Below are 26,453 nucleotides of genomic sequence, written 5' to 3' on the forward strand. Positions count from 1 at the left end.
GTAATGGCTCATTTTCCGGAGGTGTTATGGGCAGCAAGCTTCTAGTTCGTGATGAGACCACATTGGGGCAAAGCAGCCATAGCTTGATGCTGACTTTCCCAACGGAACGGATTACCGTTCAAGAGTTGATTCGTAGCCGTATTTATCAAGAAGTTAAAGACTATAACGTCAAACTGTCGGATCATTTCCATGGCTTAGTAAAACCCACAGAAGCAGAGCAAACGTTAAATGGATACAAGTTGCGTCAGCCTAGGAAGATTGATTGGGAGAAGCAATATGATCAGGCTATTGAGGCATTTTTGGGTAATGGCTTTATTGTGCTTGTTGATGATCAGCAGGTGGATTCTTTAGAAGAACAGATTGAAATTCGGTCTAATACTTCGGTCTCTTTTCTAAAGCTGGTGCCGTTGGTAGGTGGATGACATGACTAGAAAGCATTTTGATGAAATTACTTCTGCTGTTCAACTGCTGGTGGAGGAACAAAACTGGCAGTATCCCTATACATTTCAAACCATCAAGTCTGCTAAACCAATTTTGGCCATGAGTTCAGCAGAGCAGGTTTTAGTGGTAATTGAGATTGCACGCCAGTTATCACAGACCCAAGAAGATTGGCAGTTAATTTCTCATTTGGAAGAAGCGCTTTTTGAATTACTTTCACGGCGACTCCCAATAGGCCATGATGACCTATTATTGCTGCTAGAGCTTTTGATAGAGCCTGCTGATGTTTGGGATCGAGAGCGACATCGGAATTATTTTCACTATAGCTATACTCTTATTAAGAATCTACCTACATTAGTCAACACGATTGAGTCTTATTCAAAAGATAATGAGTTGACTTCAGAATTACAGTCAACCGTTGGAACTCTCTGCTCAAAGTTGGAGCACGGTCATATATATTACCGTCGGGAAATCTCTCAACTCAGGATAGCTAGCCAGCTTTTGCCCATTGTGCCCGGGGAAGCATGGTCAGATGTGGCAATATCGGATTTATTAGCTCTATCAACATCAGCACAGTCTGATTGGAAGAAGTTGCTTATTATCTGTGCCAATGCTAAGCAGTCCAAACCCAGTGCAAAATGGAAGCGTATATCAGCGGCTGCGTTAGAGAAGGTCGGTCACGAGGATTTTCGCCAAGCTATTGTGAGATGGTTCCCATTGGTTGATAAACCTCGTACTCAACCAATTAGACATTATGAAGATCAGAGTCATCTACTTCATGAGGTTAATGTAGATATTCTCAAAGGCTTAGTCTGGCTGTGCACCAATTTTGAGACGGCAGATATTGTTCGAGCAGTGGGTGCTTTGGGTTTATCTGCCTATCGACGAGTCAAAGGAGTCGGTGAACGCTGTGTCCGATTAGGCAATGCCTGTGTGTGGTGTTTGGGACAGATACCGACTGAAGAGACCATGGGGCAGCTGGCCATTCTCAAAGCTAAGGTTAAATATAGGGGGGCTCAGAGAGAGATTGCTAAAGCGTTGACGGTTATTTCCAATAGAACAGGGCAATCGCTAGAAGCCTTAACTGAAGAGGCTGTTCCTACCTATGGTCTCTCAGAAGTTGGCAAAAGACAGGAGCAATTTGGAGACTTTACGGCAACGTTGTCAGTTGTCGACACTCAAACGATAGAATTTGCCTGGTATCGGCCAGATGGGAAAAGACAAAAATCTGTACCAAAGTTTGTTAAAGAAAATCATCCTAATGAGCTAAAAGCACTTAAACAAGCAGGAAAGGATATTAAGAAACTGTTGTCGGTGCAGTGCGATCGCATTGAGAGCAGTTATCTTCAACGTCGCACCTGGACCTATGCAACCTGGTGTAAAAACTACCTAAACCACCCATTAATAGGGATTTTAGCCAGACGCCTCATCTGGCAGTTTCATATTCAGGAGCAAACAATTCCAGCCATTTGGTGGCAAGGTCAGCTTGTAACGACAGAGGGAAAACCGCTGGAGAAAATACAACCAGACACTACGGTAGACCTATGGCATCCTCTAAATATGGCCACTGAACAGGTGCTGGCTTGGCGTAGTTGGCTGCTAGACCATCGAGTAAAACAACCCTTTAAGCAAGCCCATCGAGAAATTTATCTATTAACTGATGCGGAGAAAACAACAAATACTTACTCCAACCGATTTGCGGCACACATTATCAAGCAACATCAATTTAATAGTCTATGCAGAAGTCGAGAATGGGAGAACTACTTAATTTTATCGTTTGATTGCCGTGAACCGGGTTCACAAGCGCGACGACAACTATCTGAATGGTCACTACAGGCAGAATTTTGGGTTGAGGCCATTGTTGATAATGCTGAAGATCCATACGGCGCATATCCATATCTCTCTACGGATCAAGTCAGGTTTTATACTACTGATACGCCTGATACTCCAATATCCCTGTCAGATGTTCCAAAACTAGTATTTTCTGAGGTGTTGCGTGATGTGGATCTATTTGTAGGCGTTGCCAGTATCGGCAATGACCCTAACTGGCGACCTGGTCAGCAGCAAGAGCGCTACAACACTTACTGGCAAAGTTATTCATTTGGGCAACTGTCAGAAACTGCCAAAACGCGACGGCAGCTTTTCGAGAACCTGATCCCTCGTCTGAAAATAGCTGACTGTTGTCACGTCACAGAGCGCTTTTTAGTTGTTCAGGGCAAACTACGAACTTACAAAATTCATTTAGGAAGTGGCAATATTCTTATGGAGCCAAACGATCAATATCTCTGCATCGTACCGGGTCGTACATCCAAATCTAATACTACGAATGTGTTTTTACCATTTGAAGGTGATGGCACCACAGCAATAATCTTGAGTAAAGCTTTTTTGCTCGCTGCTGACGATAAAATTGATGACCCTACGATTGTTTCGCAGTTAAAATTCAGGAGTCTATCTGCTTGAAATCTCATCAGGCAGTATTAATGTGTGGAAGCTGGATAAAAGAAAAGCCCCTACCCATAGGCAGGGACTTAAAGAACTGAACAATCAGGAAATAATGTGCGAAAAGATTATTCGCTTTCCCTACTTTTTCTACTTGTCATCCAGGGCAGCAATACCCGGTAGAGTCTTACCTTCTAGCAGTTCAAGGCTGGCACCACCACCGGTAGAAATGTGGCTCATCTTGTCAGCAACACCCACTTTCTCAACAGCGGCAACGGAGTCACCACCACCGATGATGGACATGCAGCCATTGCTGGTAGTAATCTCAGCTAGAGTGTTCGCTACAGCTTCAGTACCCTTAGCAAACTTGTCAAACTCAAATACACCCATGGGGCCGTTCCAGATAACGCCCTTACAGTCAGCCAGAGCAGCCTGAAATACCTTAATGGAGTCGGGGCCGATGTCTAGACCCATCCAACCATCGGGAATCGCTTCAATACTAACGGTTTGATCGTTGGCATCAGGAGCAAAGTTGTCGGCAACCACCACATCAGTAGGTAGCAATAGCTCAACACCCTTCTCCTTAGCTTTAGCTTCCAGTGCCTTAGCCAGCTCTAGTTTGTCTTCCTCAACTAGAGACTTACCAACATCCAGGCCACGAGCCTTGTAGAAGGTAAAGATCATGCCGCCGCCAATGAACAGTTTGTCCACTTTCTCTAGAAGAGTTTCGATGACGCCAATCTTGGAGGATACCTTGGAACCCCCCACGATGGCAGCAAAAGGACGCTGAGGACTATCTACAGCGCTTTGTAGATACTGAAGCTCTTTCTCGATGAGTAGACCACTAACAGAGGGGCTAAGATATTCAGTGACACCTGCAGTAGATGCATGGGCGCGGTGAGCAGTACCAAAGGCATCGTTGACATACATTTCAGCAACGGAGGCCAGGTTCTTCGCAAACTCAGAATCGTTGTTAGTTTCGCCATCGTAGAAACGTACGTTCTCAAGCAAAGCAACCTGACCATCAGACATGCCATCGACAGCAGCTTTAACTGCGTCGCCAATGCAGTCATCACACTTGATGACATCCTGGCCTAGCAGCTCAGAAAGACGAACAGCAACCGGCGTCAGACGCATGCTGTCAACAACTTGACCCTTGGGACGTCCGAAGTGGCTGCAAAGAATCACCTTAGCACCCTTGCTGGTCAATGCTTGGATGGTAGGCAGTGCAGCACGAATCCGGGTGTCATCAGTAATTTTGCCTTGATCATCGAGGGGCACGTTAAAGTCTGCCCGCATCAGCACGCGCTTGCCTGACAGATCAGCCGCTGACAAATCAGTCACGGATTTCTTTGCCACAGAACTATCCTCCTTATCTCCTAATGCAGTTTTGTTACGTTACGTACACCCCACTTCAAAGCTAGGACAAGCTTGATTACCCTAGATGTAAAGCGTTGATACATTTTCGTTACTCACTAGGTATTATCGCTTATTGCGGCTCTGATTTTTGATCGAAGTCTGAGGGTTTTCCCACGTTATGTTTAAGACCGTTCTATTTCCGATAGATGCTAGTCCCGAAGCTCAACAGGCGGCTTTTAAGACTGCGGAGTTAGTGAAACATCATCACAGCCATTTGATTTTGCTGTCGGTCGTTGAGACCTCAAATGGGCACAATGCTCATCCTGAACAGGCTTCGCCTGAGGCGGTTGCCCAGCTGCTAGAGAAAGCGAAGGCTGTATTTACCAGTCAAGGAATTGAGACAGAAACCATTGAGCGAGAGGGCAATCCTGCGTTTGTAATCTGTGATGTGGCTGACGAGATGTCGGCGGATCTAATTGTGATGGGCTGTCGTGGTATTGGTCTGACCCCGGAAGGGCAGTCGGAAAGCGTCAGCAATCGGGTAATTAACCTGTCACCCTGTCCGGTGATGGTGGTGCCATGACTTCGCCGTCTATTCAGTGGTATCCCGGTCATATTGCTAAGGCGGAGCGCTCTTTGAAGGAGCAGCTAAAGCGCGTTGATGTGGTGCTGGAAATTAGAGATGCGCGTATTCCCTTGGCCACCCATCACCCTGAGGTGGATGATTGGATTGGGGATAAATCGCGGGTGCTGGTGCTGAACCGAGTAGATATGATTTCAGCAGAAGCGCGACAGTCCTGGCAAACCTGGTTTAAAGAACAGGGGCAGGCGGCTTACTTTACCAATGCAAAGCAGGGTAAGGGGGTGCAGAACCTGCTGCGGGCTGCCCAGGATGCGGGCAAGGCGATGAACGAGCGGCGTAAACGTCGAGGGATGAAGCCGAGACCTGTGCGGGCTGTGGTTATTGGCTTTCCTAATGTGGGGAAGTCAGCTCTGATCAATCGGCTGCTAAAGCGTAAAGTTGTGGTGAGTGAGCGCCGGGCAGGGGTAACACGACAGTTGCGCTGGGTAAGGATTTCAAATGAAATTGAATTATTAGATGCTCCGGGTATTATCCCGCTGAAGCTCAATGATCAGGAAGTGGCGCTAAAGCTGGCAATTTGTGACGATATTGGCGGTGCTGCCTATGACACGCAGCGGGTGGCGGCTGCGTTTTTGGATTTGATTCAGGCTTTGGACCAATGGGATGAATCGGGGGGGTATAAAGGTGCGATCGCATCCCGCTACGATACCCCATTAACCTCTGAGACTGGCGAATTCTATACGGGGGAAACCTACTTATCAATATTGGCCCAGCGTCATAACGATGATTTAGAGCGAGCGGCCCATCAGTTGCTCAATGACTTTCGCAAAGGCCATCTAGGTAACCTGGTGTTGGAATTACCTCCAGTACCGATGGTTGAACCCACATCATCACTTGCTGTTGGCCATTAGCATATCGTGTCCCTAAGTGTACGTTTGACGTGTGAATCTTCGACAAAGATTAAATTCATCCATCGGTTTGAGATCACGTACTGAGATAGGATGCGGATCAAATGGGAAATCTTGATGGGTAATAGTGATAGATAGCCAGGCACTATTACCCAAAAAGGGACACAAATCAGAGCGGTGAATTTATCTAATGCCCCCACGACCAAGGTGTCGGTCATCGCCCCAGATGTTTCTGGTGGTGGGATGACGCGTGTTTATCTAGTCAGTCAGATTTTGCAAAAGCTAGGGCATGATGTCGAGGTCATTGGCTGTCAGTTTGGGGATGTGATTTATCCACCGCCCCCTGACACGTTGTCGGTGACTGCGGTGCCAGGCCAACAACTGCCTCAGTTTATTCAGTCGGCCACTCAGCTACTCAATCAGATTCGGGGTGATGTAATTTACGCCATTAAGCCTCGACCAACGAGTCTTGGTATTGCCCTTTTGAAAAAGATGTATACTCGCCGACCCGTTTTACTCGACATGGATGATTGGGAGTTGAGTTGGTTTGGGGGAGAGGACTATGCTTATCGTCCAACGGTTAAACAGTTGGCCCGTGACATTTTTAAGCCCGATGGAGCGCTGCGGGATTTGGAGCATCCCTTCTATATATCGTTAGGTGAACAGTGGGTGCGGCAGGCCGATGTGGTGACAGTCAATAACCAGTTTTTACAGCAGAAGTTTGGTGGCCATTATCTACCTAATAGTAAAGATACGGATATTTTTGACCCAGCTCGTTTTGACCCAACAGTCAGTCGGCAGACCTACGGGTTGTCTGACTATCGGGTGTTGATGTTTCCAGGTACAGCCCGTCCCCATAAAGGGTTGGAGGATGTGTTAATGGCCATGGATCAGCTAGACCAGCCCGATTTACGGTTAGTCATTGTCGGTGGTCGTAAACCAGATGGCTACGAAGATGACCTGATGGCTCGCTGGCCCCAGTGGTTGATTAAGCTGCCGCGATTTCCCTCGGATCAAATGGCGGAGGTGGTGGCTGCTGCCCATGTGGTGGTGGTGCCCCAGCGAGATACATCGATAGCTCGCGCTCAGTTTCCCATTAAACTCACTGACGGCATGGCGATGGCCAAACCCATACTGTCTACCACGGTGGGGGATATCCCTAAAATTTTGGGAGATACGGGCTATCTTGTAGCGCCCTGTGCTGCTGATCAACTGGCTCAGATGCTACAAACTATTTTAGATAATCCAAGGCAAGCGGCTGAGCGCGGGCGTCTGGCACGGGAGCGTTGTATTCAACACTACAGTGTCAATGCCATGGCAGAAACCCTAGGGCCTTTGATCCAGCAGTGTGTGAAGAGGCAGCCACGGAATCAGTTAGGCTATAAGCAAAATTACAGGCGTATGGAGAGTGGCCGCTAATTGCTTGATTTAAACAATATCCATACATACGTATTCAAAGTTATATTTCTTAAGCGTCGCCTGCCTACTTATTCATGTCTTCCACCCGCTTATTACTTCAGTCGGTTCTCAGATATCCAGTTCTGTTATTTTTTACGATATTACTGGGTTTTTCAGGGGCGCTATTTAATGGTGTAAGCACCTTGTTGATTGTGCCAATCTTACTGGAGCTGTTAGGGCAAGCGGCGCAGTACGCAAGATCTCTACCGCCGATTTTGCAGCGCTTTATTGGCATATTTGATGGCCTGCCTGACAATGCACGTTTACCGGTGATGGCGTCCGCTGTAGTCGGTGTCATTGTTCTTAAAAGTCTTTCGGCTTATGCCAGTGCTCTGACAGCTGGCACATTGAATCGAAAACTAGCGATGTCGCTGCGGCAACGGGGACTTAGGCTGCTTTTAGATGTGGATTTAGGGTATTTTGCCAGGACTAAAATTGGAGATCTGATTAACCAATTAAACGTTGAGGTGAATCGCACCACCATTGCCATTCGAAATTTGGTGCGCATCATGGTAGTGATCATTACGATCACGGTGTTTTTGATCTTGTTGCTGCTGACTTCTTGGCAGCTGACGCTGATTTCAATCGTGACACTGGGGTCGGTTACCCTGCTGAATCAGTTTGTCGTTAAACGCTCCAAGTCCCTGGGTAAAGAACTGTCTAAAATCTCCAAGGCGTATTCTTCCCGTGTGTTTGAGATTTTGTCGGGTATTCGTTTGGTGAAGGCAACAGCCAATGAAGAGCGAGAATATCAACGTTTAGACAAAATTATCGTCGAACGAGAAAGCGCTGAGTTTAACTCCCAGCTGATTTTTGCGGGTATTGGTCCTTTTAACGAAATTATTAATATTCTGGCGTTGATATTGATCACTGTACTGGGTCGAATGGCCTTTAGTAATCAGCTTGAGGTATTTTCATCGTCGTTGCTGACATACCTGATTATTTTATTTAGAATGCTGCCTTATATTGGTCAGCTCAATAGCCAACGCAGCACTTTAGCGAATACTTCGGCCAGTGTTGAGGTCGTGACTGCCTTGCTCCGGCGAGATGATAAGCCGTTTATGCCTCGGGGCGCTCAGCCATACCGAACTTTACAGGAAGGTATTCGGTTTAACCAGATTCGATTTAGCTACCCAGGCCATGATCAGGAGGTTTTGCAGGGGATTGATCTGTTTTTGCCAAAGGGGCAAACCCTAGCTTTAGTCGGTTCTTCAGGGGCAGGTAAGTCCACATTGGCGGACTTATTACCCCGATTTTATGATCCCACCCATGGGTCAATTGAGTTGGATGGTGTGGATCTGAAGACCATAGATATACATAGCTATCGTTCTAACTTAGGGATTGTCAGTCAGGAAACCTTTTTGTTTAATGCGTCTGTGCGGGAAAACTTGCTATACGGTCGCCCCGATGCCACAGACGAGGAACTTAGGGCAGCGGCTAAGCAGGCCAATGCCTATGAGTTTATCGAGAACCTACCCCAAGGCTTTGAAACCATGATTGGCGATCGCGGTGTATTACTGTCTGGGGGACAGCGCCAACGGTTAGCCATCGCTAGAGCCCTGTTGCAGGATCCTGACATTTTGATTTTGGATGAAGCGACGAGTGCTTTAGATACGGTCTCGGAACGGTTAGTCCAAAATGCAATTGATGATCTCAGTCGTGGCCGTACCACGCTGGTTATAGCCCACCGTTTGTCCACTGTGCATAAAGCTGACCAAATTGCGGTCCTAGATCGAGGCAAAGTAGTGGAATTAGGGACCCATACTGAGCTATTGGAGAAGAGAGGGGCCTATGCCAAACTCCATGCGATGCAGCTGACTAAAAGTATTCGTGAGAATGCCAATGGCAGTGGCACCCTTGTGTCGAATGTTTTGCCTGTTTACCGTAAGGCGATTGGTAAGTCATCCTATGAGTTGCGATCGCAGCTAAACTCCATGATTGGTCTGCTGGCGTTGATCCAGGACGATGTTGATGACCCCTATGAGCAAGCAGAGCTGATGGTTCATGCCCAGAACATCGCCATTGACCTGCTCAGTGTTGTGGAAAATCTCGAATCCATTAGCACACCTGTGAGTAAATCCCAACAAACCGAGGCGTCTAGTCCAGCACAATCCACCCCGTGATGCTGACAGGTCTGTTCTCTCTAGCATTCCATCTTGTCTGACCCTGTATTTTTAATGTGATTTTTTATACTTAATTACCCATTGGACGTCCTATGAAGCGCGGTATATACACCCTGGCAAACGATGTAGTTTACGACCAGTTGGTCGCTCTGCTCAATAGCATTGAACAAAATTCGGGGCATATTCCGGTCTGCGTGATTGCCTACAACGACCAGATAGAGAAGGTCGCTGCTGAAGTCGCCAAGCGAGAGAATGTATCTCTGCTGAATGACTCTGAACTATTTAAATTTTGGGAAAACTTTTCACTACGGGTATGGCAAACCCATCCAACGGCGATACAACAGTGGAAAGCGTCAGGTGTGAAAACCCAATTTTATCGAGTGGGAGAAAACCATCGCTATGTTTCCTTTGACCCGGCGGCTCCTTTTGAAGAATTTATTTATCTAGATGCTGACACGTTGGTAATGCAGCCTCTGGACTTTATGTTTGAGCGTCTAAACCGTGCCGATGTCGTGGTTTATGATTTTCAGTTCAAAGACCTCAGCCACATTTTTAATGTCAATTCTGACAAACTGACCACGGTACTGTCCGAGGAACGACTCAAGCGTGACATCTTTTGTTCTGGTTGCTATGCCTCTAAGCGCAGTCTATTTCCTGAAGCAGAGCTGGATCATGTGGTAGAGACCCTGGCCCAGGGGAATTCAGATGTGCTGTACATGGGAGCGCCCAATCAATCGCTGCTGAACTATATGGTGCAGATTAATGATCATACTGTTCACAATGTGGCATTAGAGTGGCGTGCTGAAGGCAAAGCGACGGGAAATGCAGTTTCATCGAAACATTTTGAGGAGAAAGACGGTCTGGTTTACGACGACGGTAAGTTGTTGAGCTATCTGCATTTTATTGGGCTGTCCTCAAAGATATTTCGTCGCGTTTGTGGTGGTGAAAACCTTGATTTTCCGTATCGTAAAACGTTTTTGCACTATCGATATTTACATGAGCCCATGCCAGAGTTTCAGGGCAAACCCCAGCAATATAATCAGCCACCGTCCCTACAGAAACGACTGATGAAAAAGATTGGACTTACCTGAAGGGAGGACTATTGATGATTGGTAAGAGAGGTGTGTATATTGTTGCGAATGAGAAGGTGGGGGACAATGCGATCGCACTCCTCGCTAGTCTGCGCCTTCATGATCCGGATGTACCGGTATATATGATTCCGTTTAACGATGACTATCAATCGCTGTTTCAAAAACTAAATACACTTTACCAAGTGCAGCTCTTTCCAGATCTAGCTTTTCTTGAGGCGTTTACCCAAAAAATTAGCGAGATTTTTCCCCGTGATTTCTTGGCACTCCCCAATAAAATGCGCAAGTTAGCAGCCTGGTTTGGGCCGCTGGATGAGTTTCTTTATATAGATACCGATATTCTTTTTTTTGAGCCAGTTTCTGATACCCTCGCCTATCTAGATCAAGCAGATTTTATTTGTTGTGATTATCATTTCAAGGGTCGTAAACTGCGTGATGTGTTTTCGCCCAGTGTGATTGAACGAGGCATTTTTCCTGAAGATATTGTCAATTCTGTTTTTAATAGCGGTCTCTGGGGGGCTAAAAAAGACACCATCACCCTTCACCAGATGTATCAGCGTTTAAGCGAATGTGCCCAAAATCGCGATTATTTTGATTTTTCGGGGGGCACAACAGACCAGCCCATCATGAATTATCTGGTCCTCAACAGCATCGATACACGGCTCAACATTGTTCAAGTGAAGGCTGATGAGCCCGGCAGCTGGGGAGGGATGCAACACTTTGTATCCCGAGACCATGCTCTCTACGATGGCGATACACGGCTGCGTTATTTGCACTGGGCGGGCACACCGATGAGATCGGGGGGGCCTTATCGAGACCTGTGGGAATATTACCGCTACCTCGATGATCCGGATGGTCGTCCGTTAGCTGGCAAGTCCCCATCTCAATTACAGCGTCAACCGATCCGCAAACTTAAACAAGCAATCGGTCGGTTGGCTAGACGGATGAAGAAATAACGTTTCACCCATAGTGGGCAGTACCCACCCTAAAACGACCTATGAATCTTCCTCGCTGTTCATTGTCCATCATGGTGGCTCGCACCGATATTCCATTCATGATGGAGACGATTCCCCACCTGGTGCACACTAGCCATTATCCCTTTGTGGAGCGGGTGTTGTTTTTAGATACGGCCCCTTTGACGGGGGATAAAGTGGGGCGACCCGGCATTGGTACCTTAGAGCAACTGCGGGATAACTGTGCCCAGCTGATGGAAATGGGGGTAGTGGATCGGCTGGTTGATATGGACTATGACAACGCCTATCGTCAGCGAGTCTATCAAAAGCACTTTGGCTCTGTGCCTAAACCCACCCACAACTGGAAGGGCTATCCCATTCTGGGCACAATTTTCTCTTTAGAAGAAACGGTGGGTGATTATGTGGTGCATTTTGATAGCGATATGCTGCAGCATCAGCAGCCTGGCCACAGCTGGATTACTGAGGGCATAGAGCTAATGGACAAGCGACCCGATGTGTTGTTTGTCAGGCCTTTATCGGGGCCACCACGGGCTGACGGTACCATGAACCAGCGTGTGCCCTATGAACAGGACGATGGGTTCTATCGGTTTAAGTTTTTTGGCAGCCGTGCTTATCTGATTAAAAAGCAAAGCTTCGATGCATTTCTACCAATTCCTGTCCTGTGGATGGACTATAAAAACGAATGGCTAAAGCAGTTACCACCCAGGGTGCTGACCTGGTTAAATTACTGGACCGGTCGTGGCAAGTTAGATTCTTGGGAGGTGATGATTTCTCGGGAGCTTGAACGCACTCACGGTTGGCGGGCAACACTTTCAAATCCTGATGCCTGGACGCTTCATCCTGTGGTACGGAGCCAAGATTACATTGCCGCTTTGCCGCAAATTATTAATGCCATCGAACAGGGGGAATATCCTGCTGGCCAAGAAGGCTATTACGACCTCAACCTCGATCTGTGGTTAAACAAAGTTGTAGGGGCGCACAGCCGTGCGCCCCTACAACTAGAGGATTCCTAATCTTGTCTACGCCGCTCGACTAGGATACTGGTGCAGATATTCTAAAAAGTGAGCCCAGTTAAAGCTGCGGGGATCCTGTCGAGAACCTGAACGATCAACCGCTGCATGGGTGGTAATCCGTGCCTCAGGAATTGTTGTCTGGGCCATTAGCCAGGCTAAGGACTTATACTGCGCATCCGTATAACCACTGTGGGTAGAGGCATTATCCTGGCCATCGGAGGGGGTGACTAAGGAAATGTGATACGCAAAGTTATTGACAGATGACGCAAACGCGGGATTCGTCACAGCGGTTTCAGGACCGTTGGGCCCCTCAAAGACAGAGTTACCTGCGCCAAAGGCCCGTTTTTCAGGAGGGACAACATAGATAACCGTGCCATCGCGGTCAATGATGCTGTGGTAACTCACCTGGTCTTCGTCCCGTGGGTGATACGTTTGAAAGGTATTAATCGCACTGTTGGCGCTCCATACAGTTTCGTGAAGCACGGCCAAAAATTCATGGTTGAGGGGCTGACCATAGGCATCGACATCATATCGTTCGCCATAGTTCGATGGGTCAGCCAGTTCTACCCGCTCAAGGGGTCTATAGGTAGGGTTATTTTCCGCCGTGTATATGAGCCCATGGTTAGCTGAGGGCACGTTAGCTCCTGTCGGCGCTACTTCTACGGTGTAAGAGGGGGCTGCTGCTGCTATTCCCTGGGGTGGCCCAAAAAATACTTTGTAGGTCGTTGCCAATACCATTGTCACTACCATGGCTAAACAAAACGCGCCTACGTATACCCCAATTTTGAACCAACGACGATCACCCATGAAAGTTTTTAGGAAAGAACCGGATGGTGAATTTGTATGTGCTCATTAAGGTAATGCCTGAATGGCCAATACTTCAAAGAATATTACTCATTTTTTCTAGAATATTGGGTTTGTTCCGATTGTTGAAGTAGCCAAATGAGCAAATTATCTAAATTTGTTGAGGGTATTTAGGCAAACCGTTGATGTTTGGACAGCTTAGCGGTTCTGACGATGCATAAACTTTCGATAATACTGTCGATAAGCGATTTCAATACGGCCACCATAATCTGCGATCGCAGCCCGCTGCCGACGATATAACCCTTGAAAGACATTGGCAAAGAACAGAGTCACCATGGCGACCACTAAGCCAAGGGCTGTGGAAATCAATGCTTCGCCAATGCCTGCTGTAACACCGGATGCCCGAGCCGTACCCACATCGCCAATTTGCAAAGACGACAGGGCCTGAATCAACCCTAAAATAGTGCCCAGTAGTCCCAATAAGGGGGCGAGACCAATGACGGTTTCAAACACAGTACTAAACCGCTTAAGCATCGGGATCTCTGCTTGAGCCGCGCTCTCTAAAGCCAATTTAAATTCATCAGGGGTGGCCTGCTCTAGGGACAGCGCCGCCAAAAAAATTCGCACCATGGGTAACGACGGCTGCTGCTTTAGTTGTTGAATCGCTGCCTTAGGCTGCTGGGCATAATCTACTAGAAACGTATTGACCACACGTTCCTGGTGCTGAGAAATCTGCCACCAAAACCAGCTCCGCTCCAAAATTAGAGTCACTACTAAGATTGATGCGACCAGTAGTGGCCAAATGACGACCCCACCAGCCTTAAAGAGTTCTGAAATTCCCACTAATAGCTCCCTGTTGGTTTTTGGCAGTTTTTGCTATTTATAAAGCAAAAAAACGAAGCTTGCGATCGCAATCGCTATTTATCGGCATATTGCAGCTTAATCCATGATAAGGCTCGATAATACTGACATTTAAATGCTGACATTGAATACCTCAGCGGTAATAATCTGCGTTTATGAGCATTTCAAGACATGTGCTTTTATATAGCATTTTTAACCCTTGTAAACTTATTTGCCAATGACTTTTAGTTAGGTGTCAAAACCTATTATTTTCACGTCAGGATTTCAATAAATACCCACTCAATTTTTAATCACATTTATTTTCTACTTCTTGAGAAGAAATTAAGTTACAGCCATATCGCTTTCATCTACAAATGCCTCATGTATGATGAAAACAAGCCTTTATTTAATGGCGTGTGTACTTTGATTGGTGGGTTTAAAGGACAATTCAAGACAGGCTCAAAATTGTGCATGGCTAAGTAATTATTCGCTGTGTTTCTTCCCCTAGGAGCCCTTTGTAAACTCTTGACAAAATATCCCTCAATTGCCCTTGAATACTGGGGGTTCGTTAAAGGGCAATACTAACCACAAGTTAGGGGTGTAAATCATAATAAATTGGATAGGATTAAATCATGTTGAATCACCGTAATACCCTCAGTCATGACACTGGATTTACGCCAGAGCAAGTATTAGAAAATCGTGGTAGGGTTGCCATTTTTATTGATGGTTCGAATCTGTTTTATGCAGCGCTTCAGCTTGGAATTGAAATTGACTACACCAAGCTGCTATGCCGATTAACCGCAGGTTCTCGATTGTTTCGTGCTTTTTTCTATACAGGTGTTGATCGTACTAATGAAAAGCAGCAAGGGTTTCTACTGTGGATGCGCCGCAATGGATACCGAGTCATTGCCAAAGATTTGGTACAGCTGCCTGATGGGTCTAAAAAAGCTAATCTAGATGTTGAGATCGCTGTCGATATGATGGCCCTTGTCGGCTGTTACGACACAGCTATTTTGGTGAGTGGTGACGGAGATTTGGCCTATGCGGTTGATGCTGCTAGCTATCGTGGCGTCAGGGTAGAGGTGGTCAGTTTGCGCTCTATGACCAGTGACAGTTTGATCAATGTATCTGACCGCTATATTGATTTAGACGGTGTCAAAGACGATATCAAAAAGACTCCACGCAGCCACAGCAATGGCTATACCTATCGCCCACTCACTGGTTTGAGCGTTATGGAAGAAGAGGCAACCAGTGAGCCGGGGTAAGAACCGTTATCCGTTAGGATAATCTGGGTGACTAGATTATGTACTGGCACAACTAACGCTGTATGAATAAATGGTATCGGTTTGCGGTGATTGCGGCGTTTGTTGCTGTGATAGTCGTAGCTGTACGAACTTGTCAATCGTCAGGAGATACCCTGCAAAGTCTTCAAAATCAGGACAGCACTGAACAAACCGAAGCAGAACTAACGCTTAAAGATGTCACCCTAGAGCAGCCTGACGAGAATGGTGGGCTGCTTTGGCGTGTGAAGGCAAAAGCCGCTACCTACAGTCCCGATCGTCGATTAGCTAGCGTGAAGTCCCCAGAGGGTGAGCTTTTTCAAGACGGAAAGTTAGTATACCGAGTCAAAGCCGATCAGGGGGAAATCCGAGAAGATGGCAAGTCAATATTTTTGCAGGGTAACATTGTCGCCACTAATCCAGACAATCAGCTCACGCTCAATGGCAATAGTTTGGAATGGATCCCCGCAGAGGATCTACTGTTAGTGCGAGACCGTATTCGTGGCGATCATCCCCAGCTCAAAGCCACAGCCCAGGAAGCCCGACTATTTAATAAAACTCAGCGTCTGGAGTTACTCAACGGTGTGGTTGCTAACACTCAACAGGAGCCTTGGATTGGGTTTGAGTCAGACAAATTAGTATGGCAGCTAGATGCTGAAAAACTCGAAACAGACACACCCCTAAAGGTAGAGCAGTATGTCTCTGAGGATGATTCTACGGTGACTGATCGCTTAGTGGGTAAGCGGGGAGAGTTTGACCTGGCACAGCAACAAGCCACATTACAGCAGCAGGTACAGCTCAACGCATTTGAAATTCCCTTGCAAACCAATAGTGATATCGCTGTTTGGGATGTGGAGCCAGGTATTATCACGATTGATAAACCTGTACGCATTCAGTATCCCGAGCGAAAAATCACGGCTAATGCTAATCAAGGTCGTCTAAATTTGATCACTGAGATTCTTGTCTTAAATGGCAACGTCAGATCCGTCGATCAAACCAGACAATCCCTGTTAACGGCTGACCAGCTCACTTGGAATATCAAGACCCAGGATATAGATGGGCAAGGCAATGTGAGCTATCGCCAGCAGGATCCTGCTGCCACGGTGAACGGTGATCGTGCGGTCGGTAACCTAGAGCAACAAACGGTGGTCGTTACTGGTCGCAATGTTGTCACTGAGATTGTGCCTGAGGCAGTTGAATAATCTCATTGCGTTTAGGATCGCCTAAACGGTACGGCTCTTGATTGAACTGTAGTGTAGCCTTAATGGGATTGGGAACTTGATTTGCCTTACCCCACTGTTTTTCAAGGGAAGCTAGCAACCGATCCTGACGGGCACGCAACGTTTCTAGCCCTGAGCCGTAGTTAATAATGGCAAACCAGACAATACCCTTTTGCTCAGTGGGAAAAGCCCCTGCCAGCGCGCTAACCACGGCTAGGCTCCCTGTTTTGACTGAAGCATTGATGGGTAACGTACGGTCGATCAAGGTGCCCGTGTCGGTGCCAGAAACTGGAAACAGGTCGGCGAAGTTGAGATTGTAAGGCTGTAGTCGGTTCTGAATTGCTTGCATAAGTATAATCACGGCACGGGCTGAGAGTTGATTGTCTTCTCCCAAGCCCGAACCGTTAATCAGACTAATTTCACCAGGAGTGACTCCCGTCTGCTCGGCAATTTTGACCACATTGGCTGAGCCACCGGATAGATTAGCGATCATCTCGGCCATCACATTGTTGCTGTAGATATTCATCGCTTTCAGAATCACTGCTAGCGGTAGTGACTTGTGGCGTACCAACCAGCCTGAGGCCTGATTGATGGTGGGTGCTGCAGAGGCTATCTGTACTGGTCCTTGGATTTGCAGTGTGGGTTTAGAGGTGCCGGGTGGCAGTGTGGCGTATTGTTTCTCTACTGCCCAGCCCCAAGCAGCAGAGTTCATGGCCTGTTTCAACATTTCCCCTGATGCCAATGGGTCTGTGTTGAAATTCATTACAAACTGATCAATGACAATTAAGCTACCCGTGACCTGTTGAATACCAAGCTGCTGTAGTGTATTCCCCAGGGCAATTCCCTCTTCCCAAACAAATAGGGGATCGTAGGCCCCTTTGATAATGAGATTGCCCTGGAGGGTGCCGTTGGTGATGGTCCCTTGCCAGCCGATAAAGGTTTCGAACTGATGATTGACGCCATAGGTCTCAAGGGCAGCTAAGGTGGTGGCCACTTTAGTTAAGGATGCTGCCGGTAAGCGACGAGATTCTTGGTGACGAGCCACTGGATAGCGCCCCACATCGACGGCCACACTTTGCTGGCTAGCCGTAAACCCCAGACTCGTTAGGTCTGCTACATAGCCATTAAGGATGGTCTCAGCGACCGGATCGGCTGCTAGTTTTTGCTGGAGCCATGGTGATTCCCAGGTCGGTCGGATATCAATGTCGGCGAAGTTGATGCTGCCCATTGGTTGCCAAGGACGGGGACCAATGAGAGCGGAGATGAAGGCTAGTTGGAAAAGCCAGTTCACAGCAGTAGAGTATCAGCAGTTTTACTGGCTAAAGATACACTAGTAATCGACTAAAGGCAGTAGTTAATTGACGGGTTTATCTTAAAGATACCCATGGGCAATCGGGAGATAGGGGATGGCTAAAGCAGCGAATGATAACCAGTGGTTGCGGCGATTACCGCTGATTGTAGGCAGTGTGGGCGGTACGTTGCTTATGCTAAATCGGCTGTTAACCCCCGTTGTGACTGACTCCCAGGCGCGTGCTGATGTGGTGGGTGTCTTTTTAAGTGCAATTTTGATTTTGACAACATTGCTGTGGCGTCAAATTCAGCCGGTACCACCAGAAGCTGTGATTTTAGAAGGGGAAGAAGGCTTTGAGTTAGCAGATGGTCTGTCGGAAGATGTTGCTACTGAATTGGCCTGGGCTTCTCACCTATTGCTGACCAATACGGTTACTCGTTCGTTGGTGGCTTACTACGATGGTCAGACATTGATGCGGCGCGGTATTCTTGGTCCCAATAAAGAGGTTGAAGTTGGCCCCATTATGGAGCGTACGCTGACTAGAAAACAGCCGGTTTATTTGGTGAATCTTAAACTTTATCCTGGTAAGGTTGAATTCAATTATTTGCCTGAAAACACCCAAGGAATAATTTGCCAACCCATGGGGGAAAAGGGGGTACTGGTTTTGGGGGCCAATGCGCCTCGCAGCTACACTAAACAGGATGAAAGCTGGGTTGAGGGCATTGCCGATAAGCTAGGGGCTAGTTTGGATACGCAGGCTACTCGTGAAGTGAAGGCCTGAGGCGATGGTCTTGTATTCTGTCTATTGTGCTAGTGAACAGATAGCAGGAGTAAAGAGCCATGGCCAAGTTTGTGATGTGGGGGAGCTACTGTGAGAATGCTCTGGAGAAACGCACCCCTTATCGTGCAGATCATCTCGCTGGACTGCAAGCACAAAAAGAAAAGGGCGTGTTGACCTCGTTGGGGCCAACAACCGATAACAGTAAAGTGTTCGGTACCTATGAAGCTGATGATGAGGCCATAGTTCGGCAGCTAGTGGAGAATGATCCTTATTGGGTTAATGGTATTTGGACCGAGTACGAAGTGTACGAGTGGAATAAAGTCTTCTAACGCTGGCATCGGTCGCTGACATCGGTCGCTGACATCGGTCCAATGGCTCAGGATATTGTCTTCGTCTTTGTTTGATTGTTAGGCATTTGGTTAATATGCTCAGTTGTTGTCTAGTGCGCCTGTTATAGGCACACTAGACCAGCTATAGTCCTAAGCTTCGATGGATTGCTTCCGCTTACGAATAGCCGCCAGCCCTAGTCCAATTAAGCTCGGCAGTAGAGCCGGTGTAGGAACCTGTTGGAGTACGGCAAACTGAACATCAGATATGTCAAAGGGGGTGGGTATACATTCGTAGAAATCAGGGCGATCGCAAGAAGCGGCAAACACAACCTCTTGATATACCTCGTCTCCGTAGTCTCGAAACTCGGGAGGAATGGTGGCAACAAAGGCAGGATCATACTTGATTCCAATGAAATCGAGGCCAACGAAGCGCTCACCAAATAGATGTGCGAACAGGGGACCTTTAGTTGCATGCTGTGTTGCTAGATCTACGGCGAGTTCCTCGTTCCCGTAAAAGAGCTGTTTTTTTAGTGTGGGCAAGACATCTTCATATGTCTCACCAGAAATTGTTGAAACAGAAAATTCGCGGCTACCAATAAAGATATTGGCGGCAGCAGCAGGTGTTGTCGTCGAAAGTATGGCAATGCCAGCCGCAACTAGTGCCACAGAAGTATATTGAGCTTTCATCGAGCTTAGCTCCAAAACAACAAAGTAGATGTAAGCCACAGCTTTTACCACTTTGCCAAGATCTCATAGACGATTTGACGAGAGAGATTTGGCGAGTTTGAGATCGCAACAAGGACGTGACTCGCGATCGCACACAGACAATCAGCACAGACGAGCACTGCATACAGCCCCATACCATCAATCAGGTCACAGCGCTACGTTATTACTGAGTCAAAAGGGCGCAGACTGAGATGAACCAGTAGATGAAAGCTGTGGGATAGATGACAACAATACAGTGATGGACACCACTGGAAAGTGGTGGGCAACCCTTACGGTCGATTATTTAGTTACTACGCAATGAACGTAACTCGTCAGGCAAAAGCTGCATCATAAATTCACTCAGTTGGGCCTGACGCGCAGCAGATTGGCAAAACGTGATGCACGGGCACAACTTTAACGAAACAGTGACCTTTGCAGGCGGTGCTAATGGACAGTTAGTGATGCGTCTAAAGCATGGTTAACGCTTATCGAGGCACTTAAACACGTCTATTCTGACCTCTGAAACCGAATAATGAGTGGTGGGGAATGTTAGTGTTTGTTTAGCTCTGCCTAAGTCCATTGGATTCAAATCCCACTATGGTGACCTCCCCCAGTCAAATTGCTGCCGTTAATACTCGGTATGAGTTATCGGTCGTTGTGCCTATTTATAACGAATATGACAGTATTCCGTTGCTGGTGGAAAAAATTACCAACGCAGTTCGGACCATGGGGGTTTCCTATGAGTTGATCTGCGTGGATGATGGCTCAACGGATGGTTCAGCGAAGCTACTTAAAGCCCTGGCCAAAGAACGCCATGATTTGCGGGTGATTTTGCTACGACGTAACTATGGCCAGACTCCTGCCATGGCAGCTGGATTTAACTACGCTAGGGGGCAGGTGATCGTCACCCTGGACGGAGACTTGCAAAATGAGCCTGCAGATATTGCCACGGTCTACCAAAAGCTGCACGAAGGCTACGATCTGGTAAGCGGCTGGCGTAAAGATCGGCAGGACAATGCCATTACTCGACTGCTGCCATCCAAAATTGCCAACTGGCTAATTGCCACGGTAACCGGCGTTAGGCTGCATGACTATGGCTGTTCACTGAAAGCCTACAGCGCCGATGTGGTCAAAGATATGAACCTCTACGGTGAGCTCCATCGGTTTCTACCAGCCCTAGCTTACATTGAGGGAGCGCGTATTAGTGAAGTCCCCGTACGCCACCACGCTCGTCAGTTTGGCCAAAGTAAATACGGTCTGGGTCGCACCTTTCGAGTTGCCCTAGATTTATTGACCATTTACTTTATGAAAACCTTTTTGACCCGCCCCATGCACGTCTTTGGGCCGTTTGGAGCCATATCCGTGTTTGCCGGGTTAGGGCTGAGCATTTATCTAGCATTTGTAAAGTTTATTTTGAATGCTGAGATCGGCAATCGCCCTCTGTTGATGTTGGCAGTGGTGTTATTTATTTCAGGAATTCAGTTATTGAGCGTAGGACTGTTAGCTGAGCTGATGATGCGCACCTACCACGAATCGCAAAAACGCCCCATTTATCGGGTGCGCGAAATCGTGGGTGGCAAATTGAGTGGTGTTCAGGACTAATCCTGAACATAAGGCTCATCATTGACCAGGGCAATCTCAGCGCGCACAAACTCTCGACCAAGATAAGCAGCATGGTCTAAATAGCTTATGGGGCAAGGGTTTTCTTTGTCTTCGAAGATTTTCATGCACAACTCTTTAGCGGTGCGACCCTGATATAAGCGAGAAGACTGGCGTGGGGCCTCAGTCTTTTTCCCCAATAAAGGTTTGCCTGTGTCTGGATCGCAGGCTACGCCCTTGTCGTTAATGACATTGGTAAAATGCTTGGCGCAGATCAGCCCTTGCTCAGTGTCTAGATAGATCAAAAAATAACCGTCAGGATCGAGTTCAATAAACCGTTTAGACAGTTTGTCGTCTAGGGTTTTGAGGGTGGCGGCAGATGGGCGTGTGTCTTGACTTAGAGCCATGGTAAAGAGACGGTTTCACAACGTGAGAACATTTTTGGGACCCATAGGGTCCTTTGGGTCCCATATTCTACCGTGCAGATCCCTTGATTTCACCTAGGACCGTGCTGATTTAGGGGATGCACCGGTCTAGCACTATGGCGATTTGACGGTGTCTCACCCCTCAAGTTATCCCGAGGCTCAGCAATGCTTCTATTTTATTCCGTCCTTAATGGCTTGAGGGGGAGGTCTGCATTGATGTCGTCAATTTCCTGCTGTTCGGCGACATTAATGCGGTCGATGTAATTGTCTAGCACCTGGGCCAAGGTGGGATGATAGAACTTATGCAGGCTGTGGTTAGGGGAAGCGGGGAAACCGCGTCGTTTTTTGTGGCGTCCTCCAGCACCAGGGTCAAATAGCTTAATGCCGTTGGCGATGGCCCAGTCGATAGGTTCGTAATAGCAGGCGTTGAAGTGCAGGTGATTGTACTCTTCAAAAGCTCCCCAATAGCGCCCGTAGAGCTTTTCTCCCTTGGTCAGGCAAAAGGACATGCCAATGGGATCGTTACTGTCGTCGCTGTAGGCGGCAAATACAACGGTGCGATCGCAAAACTCTGGATATAGCTGCTGAAAAAACTTGCGGGTTAAATATTTACTACCCCACCAGCCAAACTTGTCACAGGTATCACTGTAAAAGTCGTACACCAGGTTGCACAGGGTATCAGATAGGCCATTGCCAGTATGCACTTCAAAATGCAGTCCAGCCTTGGCGACAGACTTGCGTTCTCGCTTAATATTGCGGCGTTGGTTGGCATTAAATCGAGCTAGATAATCGTCAAAGCTGCTGTAGCCTTCGTTTTTCCAGATATAGCTATGGTGTAGCCATTTTTGAAAGCCCAGCTTTTCCATTGACGCCCGCCAGTCAGGGTTCGCGTAGAGAAAATGGCAGCCTGAAATCTGATTCTGGACGCAAAACTGGTCGATAGCTGCCACCATGACTTGGGTGAGTGCAGTCTCATCTTCCCCAGCCGCGATTAAAAACTGATACCCTTCGACAGGGGTAAATGGCGACATGCCCAGCAGCTTAGGGTAGTAGTCAATGCCCAGCTGATCTGCTAAATCTGCCCACTGATGGTCAAATACAAACTCACCGCGACTATGGCCTTTGAGATATAGCGGTGCGGCAGCCACTAATTTATTTTTGCACCACACTGTCAAATGGTTGGGCAGCCAACCGGTCTGAGCTTTAGTACTGCCAGAGACCTCCATGGAATTTAGCCAAAACCACTCGAAGAAAGGGGTCTTGATCGATTGTGCCATGCTATCCCAATCGGCTGCGGGTAAGTCTGCCATACGATTGACCCAACGCAGCGTATAGTCGGTCAACGGCTGATTGATGGTTTTCCCCATTACTTGGCATAGCGTATTGATCCACTACGGTAATGTAGCGCGGCAGATGGGGAATGGGAATGGGGCAAAGTCGGCGTAGGGTAAGTTTTGAGTTTTGTAAGTTCTTGGTTCCTGGTGCCTTGTTCTTAGTTAGTTGCGGCTTGGCAAGTTCAAACCAGGCAAACTACGTCAGCTCAAAACTCAATAGTCTTAGCGGTGACGTTTATAGTTTAAGAACACTTCATTCCCAACGGTTTGATGCGATATCAGGGTGAATCTTGGTGCATTGTCTAGGGAAAATCCATCTCCGTCGCATGGGGTGGGGGACTTGTCTCCGCCGATGATTAAGGGGCAAATGGTGAGCCAGAGTTCGTCAATCAAGTCAGCGGCCATCAGAGCCGCCACGAGTTGACCGCCGCCCATGATAATTAGTTGATGAATATTTAAGGCCTTGAGTTTGGTCAGGATTTGTTCCCAAGCGAAGTCTTGGCCTGTGGGGGCAGTAGGGGCGATCCATAGCCGTTCAAAATGATCTGTGTCTTGCCAGTTGGCTGCCCCATGGCTGGTTGTTAACAACCAACGGGGGATTGGCTGAGTAAAGAACTTAGCAGTCGGATCTAATTGGCCTGATCTGGAGCAGACGATGTGGATGGGTTGGGGGGGTTGAGTGTTTTGACGCCGTTTTTCCAGGAGCTTTGCGTCTTTGATCAGGGCCGTGGTGCCGTAGGCTCGTAAGGTGCCAGCGCCGAATAGAGTGGCATCTGCGATCGCTAATCGCTTTTCTAGATGGTGCTGGTCGGCGGCTGATGGAAAACGAGCAGCACCGCGCTGAGGATTACTGATCTTGCCATCGGCACTCATGGCCAAAACAGTAGTGACGTAGGGACGATTGGATGTTTTGGCGTAGGGCTGTAGGTTTAACGGCGGCATTTATTCAAAAAGCGGTGATGGTTTCTTCTCGGTATGAAGCAATTTGTGAGAGGCTGAAGCATAGCGAACATGACCGATCGATTGACGAATTGAAGCATCGACACTGACCTGTCTGATGCCTGACAATATTCAATTTCAAGGGATTAAGCTACCTTTGATAAGGCTTCATCTATGTGAGTGCTACTTCAACTTTTGGCTTGCTAGCCGGTAGCTAGACAAGACCAGTCGATAAACTAAGTGGGTGTTAGTACCGGTATCAGTAATAACACGATGGTCATGGGTACGGTCGTTGCGAAAACTGATATTGGTTCATTGTGGTTTACCAGTAGATATAACATCAAAGTAAATGAGACGGTGACGTCTGCGGACCATTTTGGCTAGACTGCGGCAGACCAAGATGGCAAGCGTTTTCTTTTGTTGTTATCTACGAATTTGACTCCATGTCTTATCTACGTTTCCTTGTTGAAGTCAGCGACGATCCTATAAGTTGTTAGCGGTTTATGGCTAAGCGTCCTCTTTCATTTCGCCGGTTACTGATACTGCGTATCTTGCTATTGAGTACGCCTGTGCTACTCATTGGTCAGGCGATTACCTTGCGTAAGGCGCGTTCAAGCCTATTGGACACGGCCCGCCAAAACTTGACCAGCAGTGCTATTAACAAGGCAAGTGGTCTTAGGGACAGCATACGAGCAGTAGAATCAGAGCTGATGTTGCTCGCTGATAGCCAAGCTTTGAGAACTGGAGAGACCCCTGAAGTCTCTAGAGCCCTGAGGCAGTATACCGAAATAGCTTCCCACACGGTTGGGTGCTTAGAGCTGACTGATGCTGGCACCGGTAATGTCGTGTTAAGTACCTGTGAGTCTTCCCTCTTGCCCACACCGTTACAGCTGCCTTGGCAACAAGAATCCACGGGAAAGTCAGACTTCTATTTAGTGGACCTTGATAGCCCTAATCGGACGGTTTCAGAAACTGTCCTTGAAGTGGAAAATGAAGAGCAAGGGATGCACTCTTCCCTGCTTGATTTGATTGTCGCCACACCTATTTATAGCCCCGAAGGACAGCTGCGCTATACCCTATCAGCTCAGTTTGGATTTACGCAGCTAGAAGACACCAATCCCCGTTCTCTGGTAGGTAAAACGGTCATTATCGATCCCAATGGCATTGTCGTTACCCACCCCAATCCCAACCTAGTCGGTCTATCGGTCGATGACCTCCATGGTGCTGATCGGTTTGTTAGCATCATGAGCAGTATTCGCGTAGGGAATTCGGATACCCTGCACCTGTTTAGTTTGCTGGAAAGTGGTGACGAGTGGCTAGCGGGCTACAGCGGTGCCAAACTGCCGGTGTCTACCGGTCAGATTCAGACGTGGAATGTGTTAGCGGTAACGCCGCTTGATCAAGCCCTCCACGCGCTGTGGGAAATCCGGATGATTCTATTTTTGCTGACCCTGGGATTGCTAGCTGCCAATGCTCTGTTAGCGCTTTATGTGGCCCGTAGTCTGTCATTGCCGGTGGAGCGATTGATTCACTATACTCAGCAAGTTCAGGACCTTTCCTCTGAGGTCAAGGCTGCGCCCAAGAACCGAAGTATTTGGGAACTTGATTATTTGGGGCAAGTTCTAGAACGCATGCTGCGTCGTCTGGAAGGAGGAGCCCAGGAGTTACGCCAGGCTTGGGAAAACGCCCAGATGGCCAATCAGCTTAAGAATGAGTTTTTGGCGAATACATCCCATGAATTGCGCACACCACTGAATGCCATTATTGGCTGTGTCCGTCTGGTGCGCGATGGCTCCTGTGATGATCGCGAAGAGGAACTGGAATTTCTAGAACGGGCGGATAATGCAGCCATTCATTTGCTGAAAATTATCAACGACATTTTGGACATTGCCAAAATTGAATCGGGCACCGTCAGTCTTGATCTAGATACTCTGGACTTGGGGGGCATCGTTCAAGATGTTCTGGATATGCAGGTTCTACAGATTCAGCAAAAGGGCTTGACCCTGAATCGTCCTGAGAAGTCAGACCCCATCTGGGTGAAGGGGGATGGCGATAAACTCAAGCAGGTGTTCCTGAATATCGTTTACAACGCCGTTAAATTTACCCACAGTGGCAGTATTACGGCCAAGATTGAGATAGTGCAATCGGTTGATGCTCCAGATGACGATTCTGCACCAGTGCCCGCACCTCGCGTGAGCGTGACTATTCAGGATACTGGAATTGGCATTGATCCCAAGGATCAGCAAAAGCTTTTCCATCCTTTTGTAATGGTGGACGGTAGTCACACCCGCAGCTATGAGGGGACAGGGTTAGGCCTGGCGATTTCGAAGAACTTTATGAAACTGATGGGGGGCAGCATTAGCCTCTACAGTGAGGGGGTGGCTCAAGGTACGGCAGTTACCGTGAGCCTACCGCTCTTGGCTAACCAGGGTGAAGCCGATGAACCCGAGACTCCTGAAAAGGATAAGACAGAAGCTGCTGAGCAGGTGCTGGTGGGGCAGAAGACAGAGGGGTAAGTTTGGA

Annotated in this window: 23 protein-coding genes; 15 read left to right on the forward strand and 8 right to left on the reverse strand. The window is 47.8% G+C overall.

The features are described 5' to 3' along the window. Positions 1 to 26: 26 nt before the first annotated feature. On the forward strand, positions 27 to 422 hold the full coding sequence (locus U2F10_RS14755) for a hypothetical protein (RefSeq protein ID WP_163669359.1): 396 nt from the start codon (positions 27 to 29) through the stop codon (positions 420 to 422). Between the two features lies 1 nt (position 423). Next, positions 424 to 2,898, forward strand: coding sequence for a DUF4132 domain-containing protein (locus U2F10_RS14760; protein ID WP_499872545.1), 2,475 nt, complete (start codon positions 424 to 426; stop codon positions 2,896 to 2,898). Between the two features lie 129 nt (positions 2,899 to 3,027). Here the strand turns inward: U2F10_RS14760 and U2F10_RS14765 are convergent, their stop codons facing one another. Further along, positions 3,028 to 4,236, reverse strand: coding sequence for a phosphoglycerate kinase (locus U2F10_RS14765; protein WP_490794366.1), 1,209 nt, complete (start codon positions 4,234 to 4,236; stop codon positions 3,028 to 3,030). Positions 4,237 to 4,414: 178 nt separating this feature from the next. Between U2F10_RS14765 and U2F10_RS14770 the strand changes: the two genes are divergently transcribed. The 7 genes from U2F10_RS14770 to U2F10_RS14800 all read left to right on the forward strand — a co-directional run bounded on the left by U2F10_RS14770 (position 4,415) and on the right by U2F10_RS14800 (position 12,383). Beyond that, on the forward strand, positions 4,415 to 4,819 hold the full coding sequence (locus U2F10_RS14770; RefSeq protein WP_163669365.1) for a universal stress protein: 405 nt from the start codon (positions 4,415 to 4,417) through the stop codon (positions 4,817 to 4,819). Beyond that, a complete protein-coding gene (gene ylqF / locus U2F10_RS14775) occupies positions 4,816 to 5,730 on the forward strand; it encodes a ribosome biogenesis GTPase YlqF (protein WP_490794365.1) in 915 nt (304 codons plus the stop codon). Before U2F10_RS14770 ends, ylqF begins: the two co-directional genes overlap by 4 nt. 174 nt (positions 5,731 to 5,904) lie before the next feature. Continuing rightward, positions 5,905 to 7,146, forward strand: coding sequence for a glycosyltransferase family 4 protein (locus tag U2F10_RS14780; RefSeq protein WP_499872548.1), 1,242 nt, complete (start codon positions 5,905 to 5,907; stop codon positions 7,144 to 7,146). A gap of 74 nt (positions 7,147 to 7,220) precedes the next feature. Next, positions 7,221 to 9,308: an ABC transporter ATP-binding protein gene (locus U2F10_RS14785; protein ID WP_499061625.1), complete on the forward strand. Its 2,088-nt coding sequence runs from the start codon at positions 7,221 to 7,223 to the stop codon at positions 9,306 to 9,308. A 92-nt stretch (positions 9,309 to 9,400) separates the two neighbouring features. After that, positions 9,401 to 10,399, forward strand: coding sequence for an Npun_R2821/Npun_R2822 family protein (locus U2F10_RS14790; protein ID WP_499061626.1), 999 nt, complete (start codon positions 9,401 to 9,403; stop codon positions 10,397 to 10,399). Between the two features lie 14 nt (positions 10,400 to 10,413). After that, complete coding sequence (locus U2F10_RS14795) at positions 10,414 to 11,352, forward strand: Npun_R2821/Npun_R2822 family protein (protein WP_499061627.1); 939 nt, start codon at positions 10,414 to 10,416, stop codon at positions 11,350 to 11,352. A 41-nt stretch (positions 11,353 to 11,393) separates the two neighbouring features. After that, complete coding sequence (locus U2F10_RS14800; protein WP_499867281.1) at positions 11,394 to 12,383, forward strand: hypothetical protein; 990 nt, start codon at positions 11,394 to 11,396, stop codon at positions 12,381 to 12,383. Between the two features lie 6 nt (positions 12,384 to 12,389). Here the strand turns inward: U2F10_RS14800 and U2F10_RS14805 are convergent, their stop codons facing one another. Then, complete coding sequence (locus U2F10_RS14805; protein ID WP_163669379.1) at positions 12,390 to 13,190, reverse strand: N-acetylmuramoyl-L-alanine amidase; 801 nt, start codon at positions 13,188 to 13,190, stop codon at positions 12,390 to 12,392. 195 nt (positions 13,191 to 13,385) lie between these two features. Then, positions 13,386 to 14,030, reverse strand: a complete 645-nt coding sequence (locus U2F10_RS14810) for a MotA/TolQ/ExbB proton channel family protein (RefSeq protein ID WP_163699470.1) — start codon at positions 14,028 to 14,030, stop codon at positions 13,386 to 13,388. Between the two features lie 629 nt (positions 14,031 to 14,659). On the opposite strand from U2F10_RS14810, the gene U2F10_RS14815 reads away from it, so the two are divergent. After that, on the forward strand, positions 14,660 to 15,292 hold the full coding sequence (locus U2F10_RS14815) for a LabA-like NYN domain-containing protein (protein WP_163669383.1): 633 nt from the start codon (positions 14,660 to 14,662) through the stop codon (positions 15,290 to 15,292). A gap of 62 nt (positions 15,293 to 15,354) precedes the next feature. Beyond that, a complete protein-coding gene (gene lptC, locus U2F10_RS14820) occupies positions 15,355 to 16,509 on the forward strand; it encodes an LPS export ABC transporter periplasmic protein LptC (protein WP_499872549.1) in 1,155 nt (384 codons plus the stop codon). On the opposite strand, the gene U2F10_RS14825 is transcribed toward lptC, so the two are convergent. Beyond that, a complete protein-coding gene (locus tag U2F10_RS14825) occupies positions 16,478 to 17,818 on the reverse strand; it encodes a D-alanyl-D-alanine carboxypeptidase (protein WP_499872550.1) in 1,341 nt (446 codons plus the stop codon). The two genes, lptC and U2F10_RS14825, sit on opposite strands and share 32 nt — an antisense overlap. A gap of 115 nt (positions 17,819 to 17,933) precedes the next feature. Here U2F10_RS14825 and U2F10_RS14830 point away from each other — a divergent pair, with 115 nt between their 5' ends. Together U2F10_RS14830 and U2F10_RS14835 are read left to right on the forward strand one after the other, a co-directional pair. Next, entirely contained in the window at positions 17,934 to 18,599 is a 666-nt protein-coding gene (locus tag U2F10_RS14830; protein WP_163669388.1) for a cofactor assembly of complex C subunit B, read from the forward strand. Positions 18,600 to 18,658: 59 nt separating this feature from the next. Next, complete coding sequence (locus U2F10_RS14835; protein WP_006515648.1) at positions 18,659 to 18,928, forward strand: YciI family protein; 270 nt, start codon at positions 18,659 to 18,661, stop codon at positions 18,926 to 18,928. A gap of 150 nt (positions 18,929 to 19,078) precedes the next feature. Here the strand turns inward: U2F10_RS14835 and U2F10_RS14840 are convergent, their stop codons facing one another. Then, positions 19,079 to 19,615: a PTPA-CTERM sorting domain-containing protein gene (locus U2F10_RS14840; protein ID WP_163669390.1), complete on the reverse strand. Its 537-nt coding sequence runs from the start codon at positions 19,613 to 19,615 to the stop codon at positions 19,079 to 19,081. A gap of 615 nt (positions 19,616 to 20,230) precedes the next feature. Between U2F10_RS14840 and U2F10_RS14845 the strand changes: the two genes are divergently transcribed. Continuing rightward, on the forward strand, positions 20,231 to 21,235 hold the full coding sequence (locus U2F10_RS14845; protein ID WP_163669392.1) for a glycosyltransferase family 2 protein: 1,005 nt from the start codon (positions 20,231 to 20,233) through the stop codon (positions 21,233 to 21,235). Here the strand turns inward: U2F10_RS14845 and U2F10_RS14850 are convergent. The 3 genes from U2F10_RS14850 to U2F10_RS14860 all read right to left on the reverse strand — a co-directional run bounded on the left by U2F10_RS14850 (position 21,232) and on the right by U2F10_RS14860 (position 23,933). Continuing rightward, positions 21,232 to 21,639 carry a DUF4346 domain-containing protein gene (locus tag U2F10_RS14850; RefSeq protein WP_163669394.1) on the reverse strand — a complete coding sequence of 136 codons (408 nt, stop codon included), beginning with the start codon at positions 21,637 to 21,639 and terminating at the stop codon, positions 21,232 to 21,234. The two genes, U2F10_RS14845 and U2F10_RS14850, sit on opposite strands and share 4 nt — an antisense overlap. Before the next feature lie 194 nt (positions 21,640 to 21,833). After that, positions 21,834 to 23,024 carry a GNAT family N-acetyltransferase gene (locus U2F10_RS14855; RefSeq protein WP_163669396.1) on the reverse strand — a complete coding sequence of 397 codons (1,191 nt, stop codon included), beginning with the start codon at positions 23,022 to 23,024 and terminating at the stop codon, positions 21,834 to 21,836. A gap of 189 nt (positions 23,025 to 23,213) precedes the next feature. After that, positions 23,214 to 23,933 carry a RibD family protein gene (locus U2F10_RS14860; protein ID WP_163669399.1) on the reverse strand — a complete coding sequence of 240 codons (720 nt, stop codon included), beginning with the start codon at positions 23,931 to 23,933 and terminating at the stop codon, positions 23,214 to 23,216. A gap of 500 nt (positions 23,934 to 24,433) precedes the next feature. Between U2F10_RS14860 and U2F10_RS14865 the strand changes: the two genes are divergently transcribed. Beyond that, on the forward strand, positions 24,434 to 26,446 hold the full coding sequence (locus U2F10_RS14865; protein WP_163669401.1) for a sensor histidine kinase: 2,013 nt from the start codon (positions 24,434 to 24,436) through the stop codon (positions 26,444 to 26,446). Positions 26,447 to 26,453 lie beyond the last annotated feature (7 nt).

The sequence above is a fragment of the Leptothoe sp. EHU-05/26/07-4 genome, from assembly GCF_043421015.1.
Classification (GTDB): Bacteria; Cyanobacteriota; Cyanobacteriia; order Phormidesmidales; family Phormidesmidaceae; genus Leptothoe; species Leptothoe turfae.

Excerpts from the sequence above, each read along its gene's own strand:
- U2F10_RS14755 (WP_163669359.1), top strand. The coding sequence starts at position 27 with ATGGGCAGCAAGCTTCTAGTTCGTGATGAGACCACATTGGGGCAAAGC.
- U2F10_RS14760 (WP_499872545.1), top strand. The coding sequence starts at position 424 with ATGACTAGAAAGCATTTTGATGAAATTACTTCTGCTGTTCAACTGCTG.
- U2F10_RS14770 (WP_163669365.1), top strand. The coding sequence starts at position 4,415 with ATGTTTAAGACCGTTCTATTTCCGATAGATGCTAGTCCCGAAGCTCAA.
- ylqF (WP_490794365.1), top strand. The coding sequence starts at position 4,816 with ATGACTTCGCCGTCTATTCAGTGGTATCCCGGTCATATTGCTAAGGCG.
- U2F10_RS14785 (WP_499061625.1), top strand. The coding sequence starts at position 7,221 with ATGTCTTCCACCCGCTTATTACTTCAGTCGGTTCTCAGATATCCAGTT.
- U2F10_RS14790 (WP_499061626.1), top strand. The coding sequence starts at position 9,401 with ATGAAGCGCGGTATATACACCCTGGCAAACGATGTAGTTTACGACCAG.
- U2F10_RS14795 (WP_499061627.1), top strand. The coding sequence starts at position 10,414 with ATGATTGGTAAGAGAGGTGTGTATATTGTTGCGAATGAGAAGGTGGGG.
- U2F10_RS14800 (WP_499867281.1), top strand. The coding sequence starts at position 11,394 with ATGAATCTTCCTCGCTGTTCATTGTCCATCATGGTGGCTCGCACCGAT.
- U2F10_RS14805 (WP_163669379.1), bottom strand. The coding sequence starts at position 13,190 with ATGGGTGATCGTCGTTGGTTCAAAATTGGGGTATACGTAGGCGCGTTT.
- U2F10_RS14815 (WP_163669383.1), top strand. The coding sequence starts at position 14,660 with ATGTTGAATCACCGTAATACCCTCAGTCATGACACTGGATTTACGCCA.
- lptC (WP_499872549.1), top strand. The coding sequence starts at position 15,355 with ATGAATAAATGGTATCGGTTTGCGGTGATTGCGGCGTTTGTTGCTGTG.
- U2F10_RS14830 (WP_163669388.1), top strand. The coding sequence starts at position 17,934 with ATGGCTAAAGCAGCGAATGATAACCAGTGGTTGCGGCGATTACCGCTG.
- U2F10_RS14835 (WP_006515648.1), top strand. The coding sequence starts at position 18,659 with ATGGCCAAGTTTGTGATGTGGGGGAGCTACTGTGAGAATGCTCTGGAG.
- U2F10_RS14840 (WP_163669390.1), bottom strand. The coding sequence starts at position 19,615 with ATGAAAGCTCAATATACTTCTGTGGCACTAGTTGCGGCTGGCATTGCC.
- U2F10_RS14845 (WP_163669392.1), top strand. The coding sequence starts at position 20,231 with ATGGTGACCTCCCCCAGTCAAATTGCTGCCGTTAATACTCGGTATGAG.
- U2F10_RS14850 (WP_163669394.1), bottom strand. The coding sequence starts at position 21,639 with ATGGCTCTAAGTCAAGACACACGCCCATCTGCCGCCACCCTCAAAACC.
- U2F10_RS14855 (WP_163669396.1), bottom strand. The coding sequence starts at position 23,024 with ATGGGGAAAACCATCAATCAGCCGTTGACCGACTATACGCTGCGTTGG.
- U2F10_RS14860 (WP_163669399.1), bottom strand. The coding sequence starts at position 23,933 with ATGCCGCCGTTAAACCTACAGCCCTACGCCAAAACATCCAATCGTCCC.
- U2F10_RS14865 (WP_163669401.1), top strand. The coding sequence starts at position 24,434 with ATGGCTAAGCGTCCTCTTTCATTTCGCCGGTTACTGATACTGCGTATC.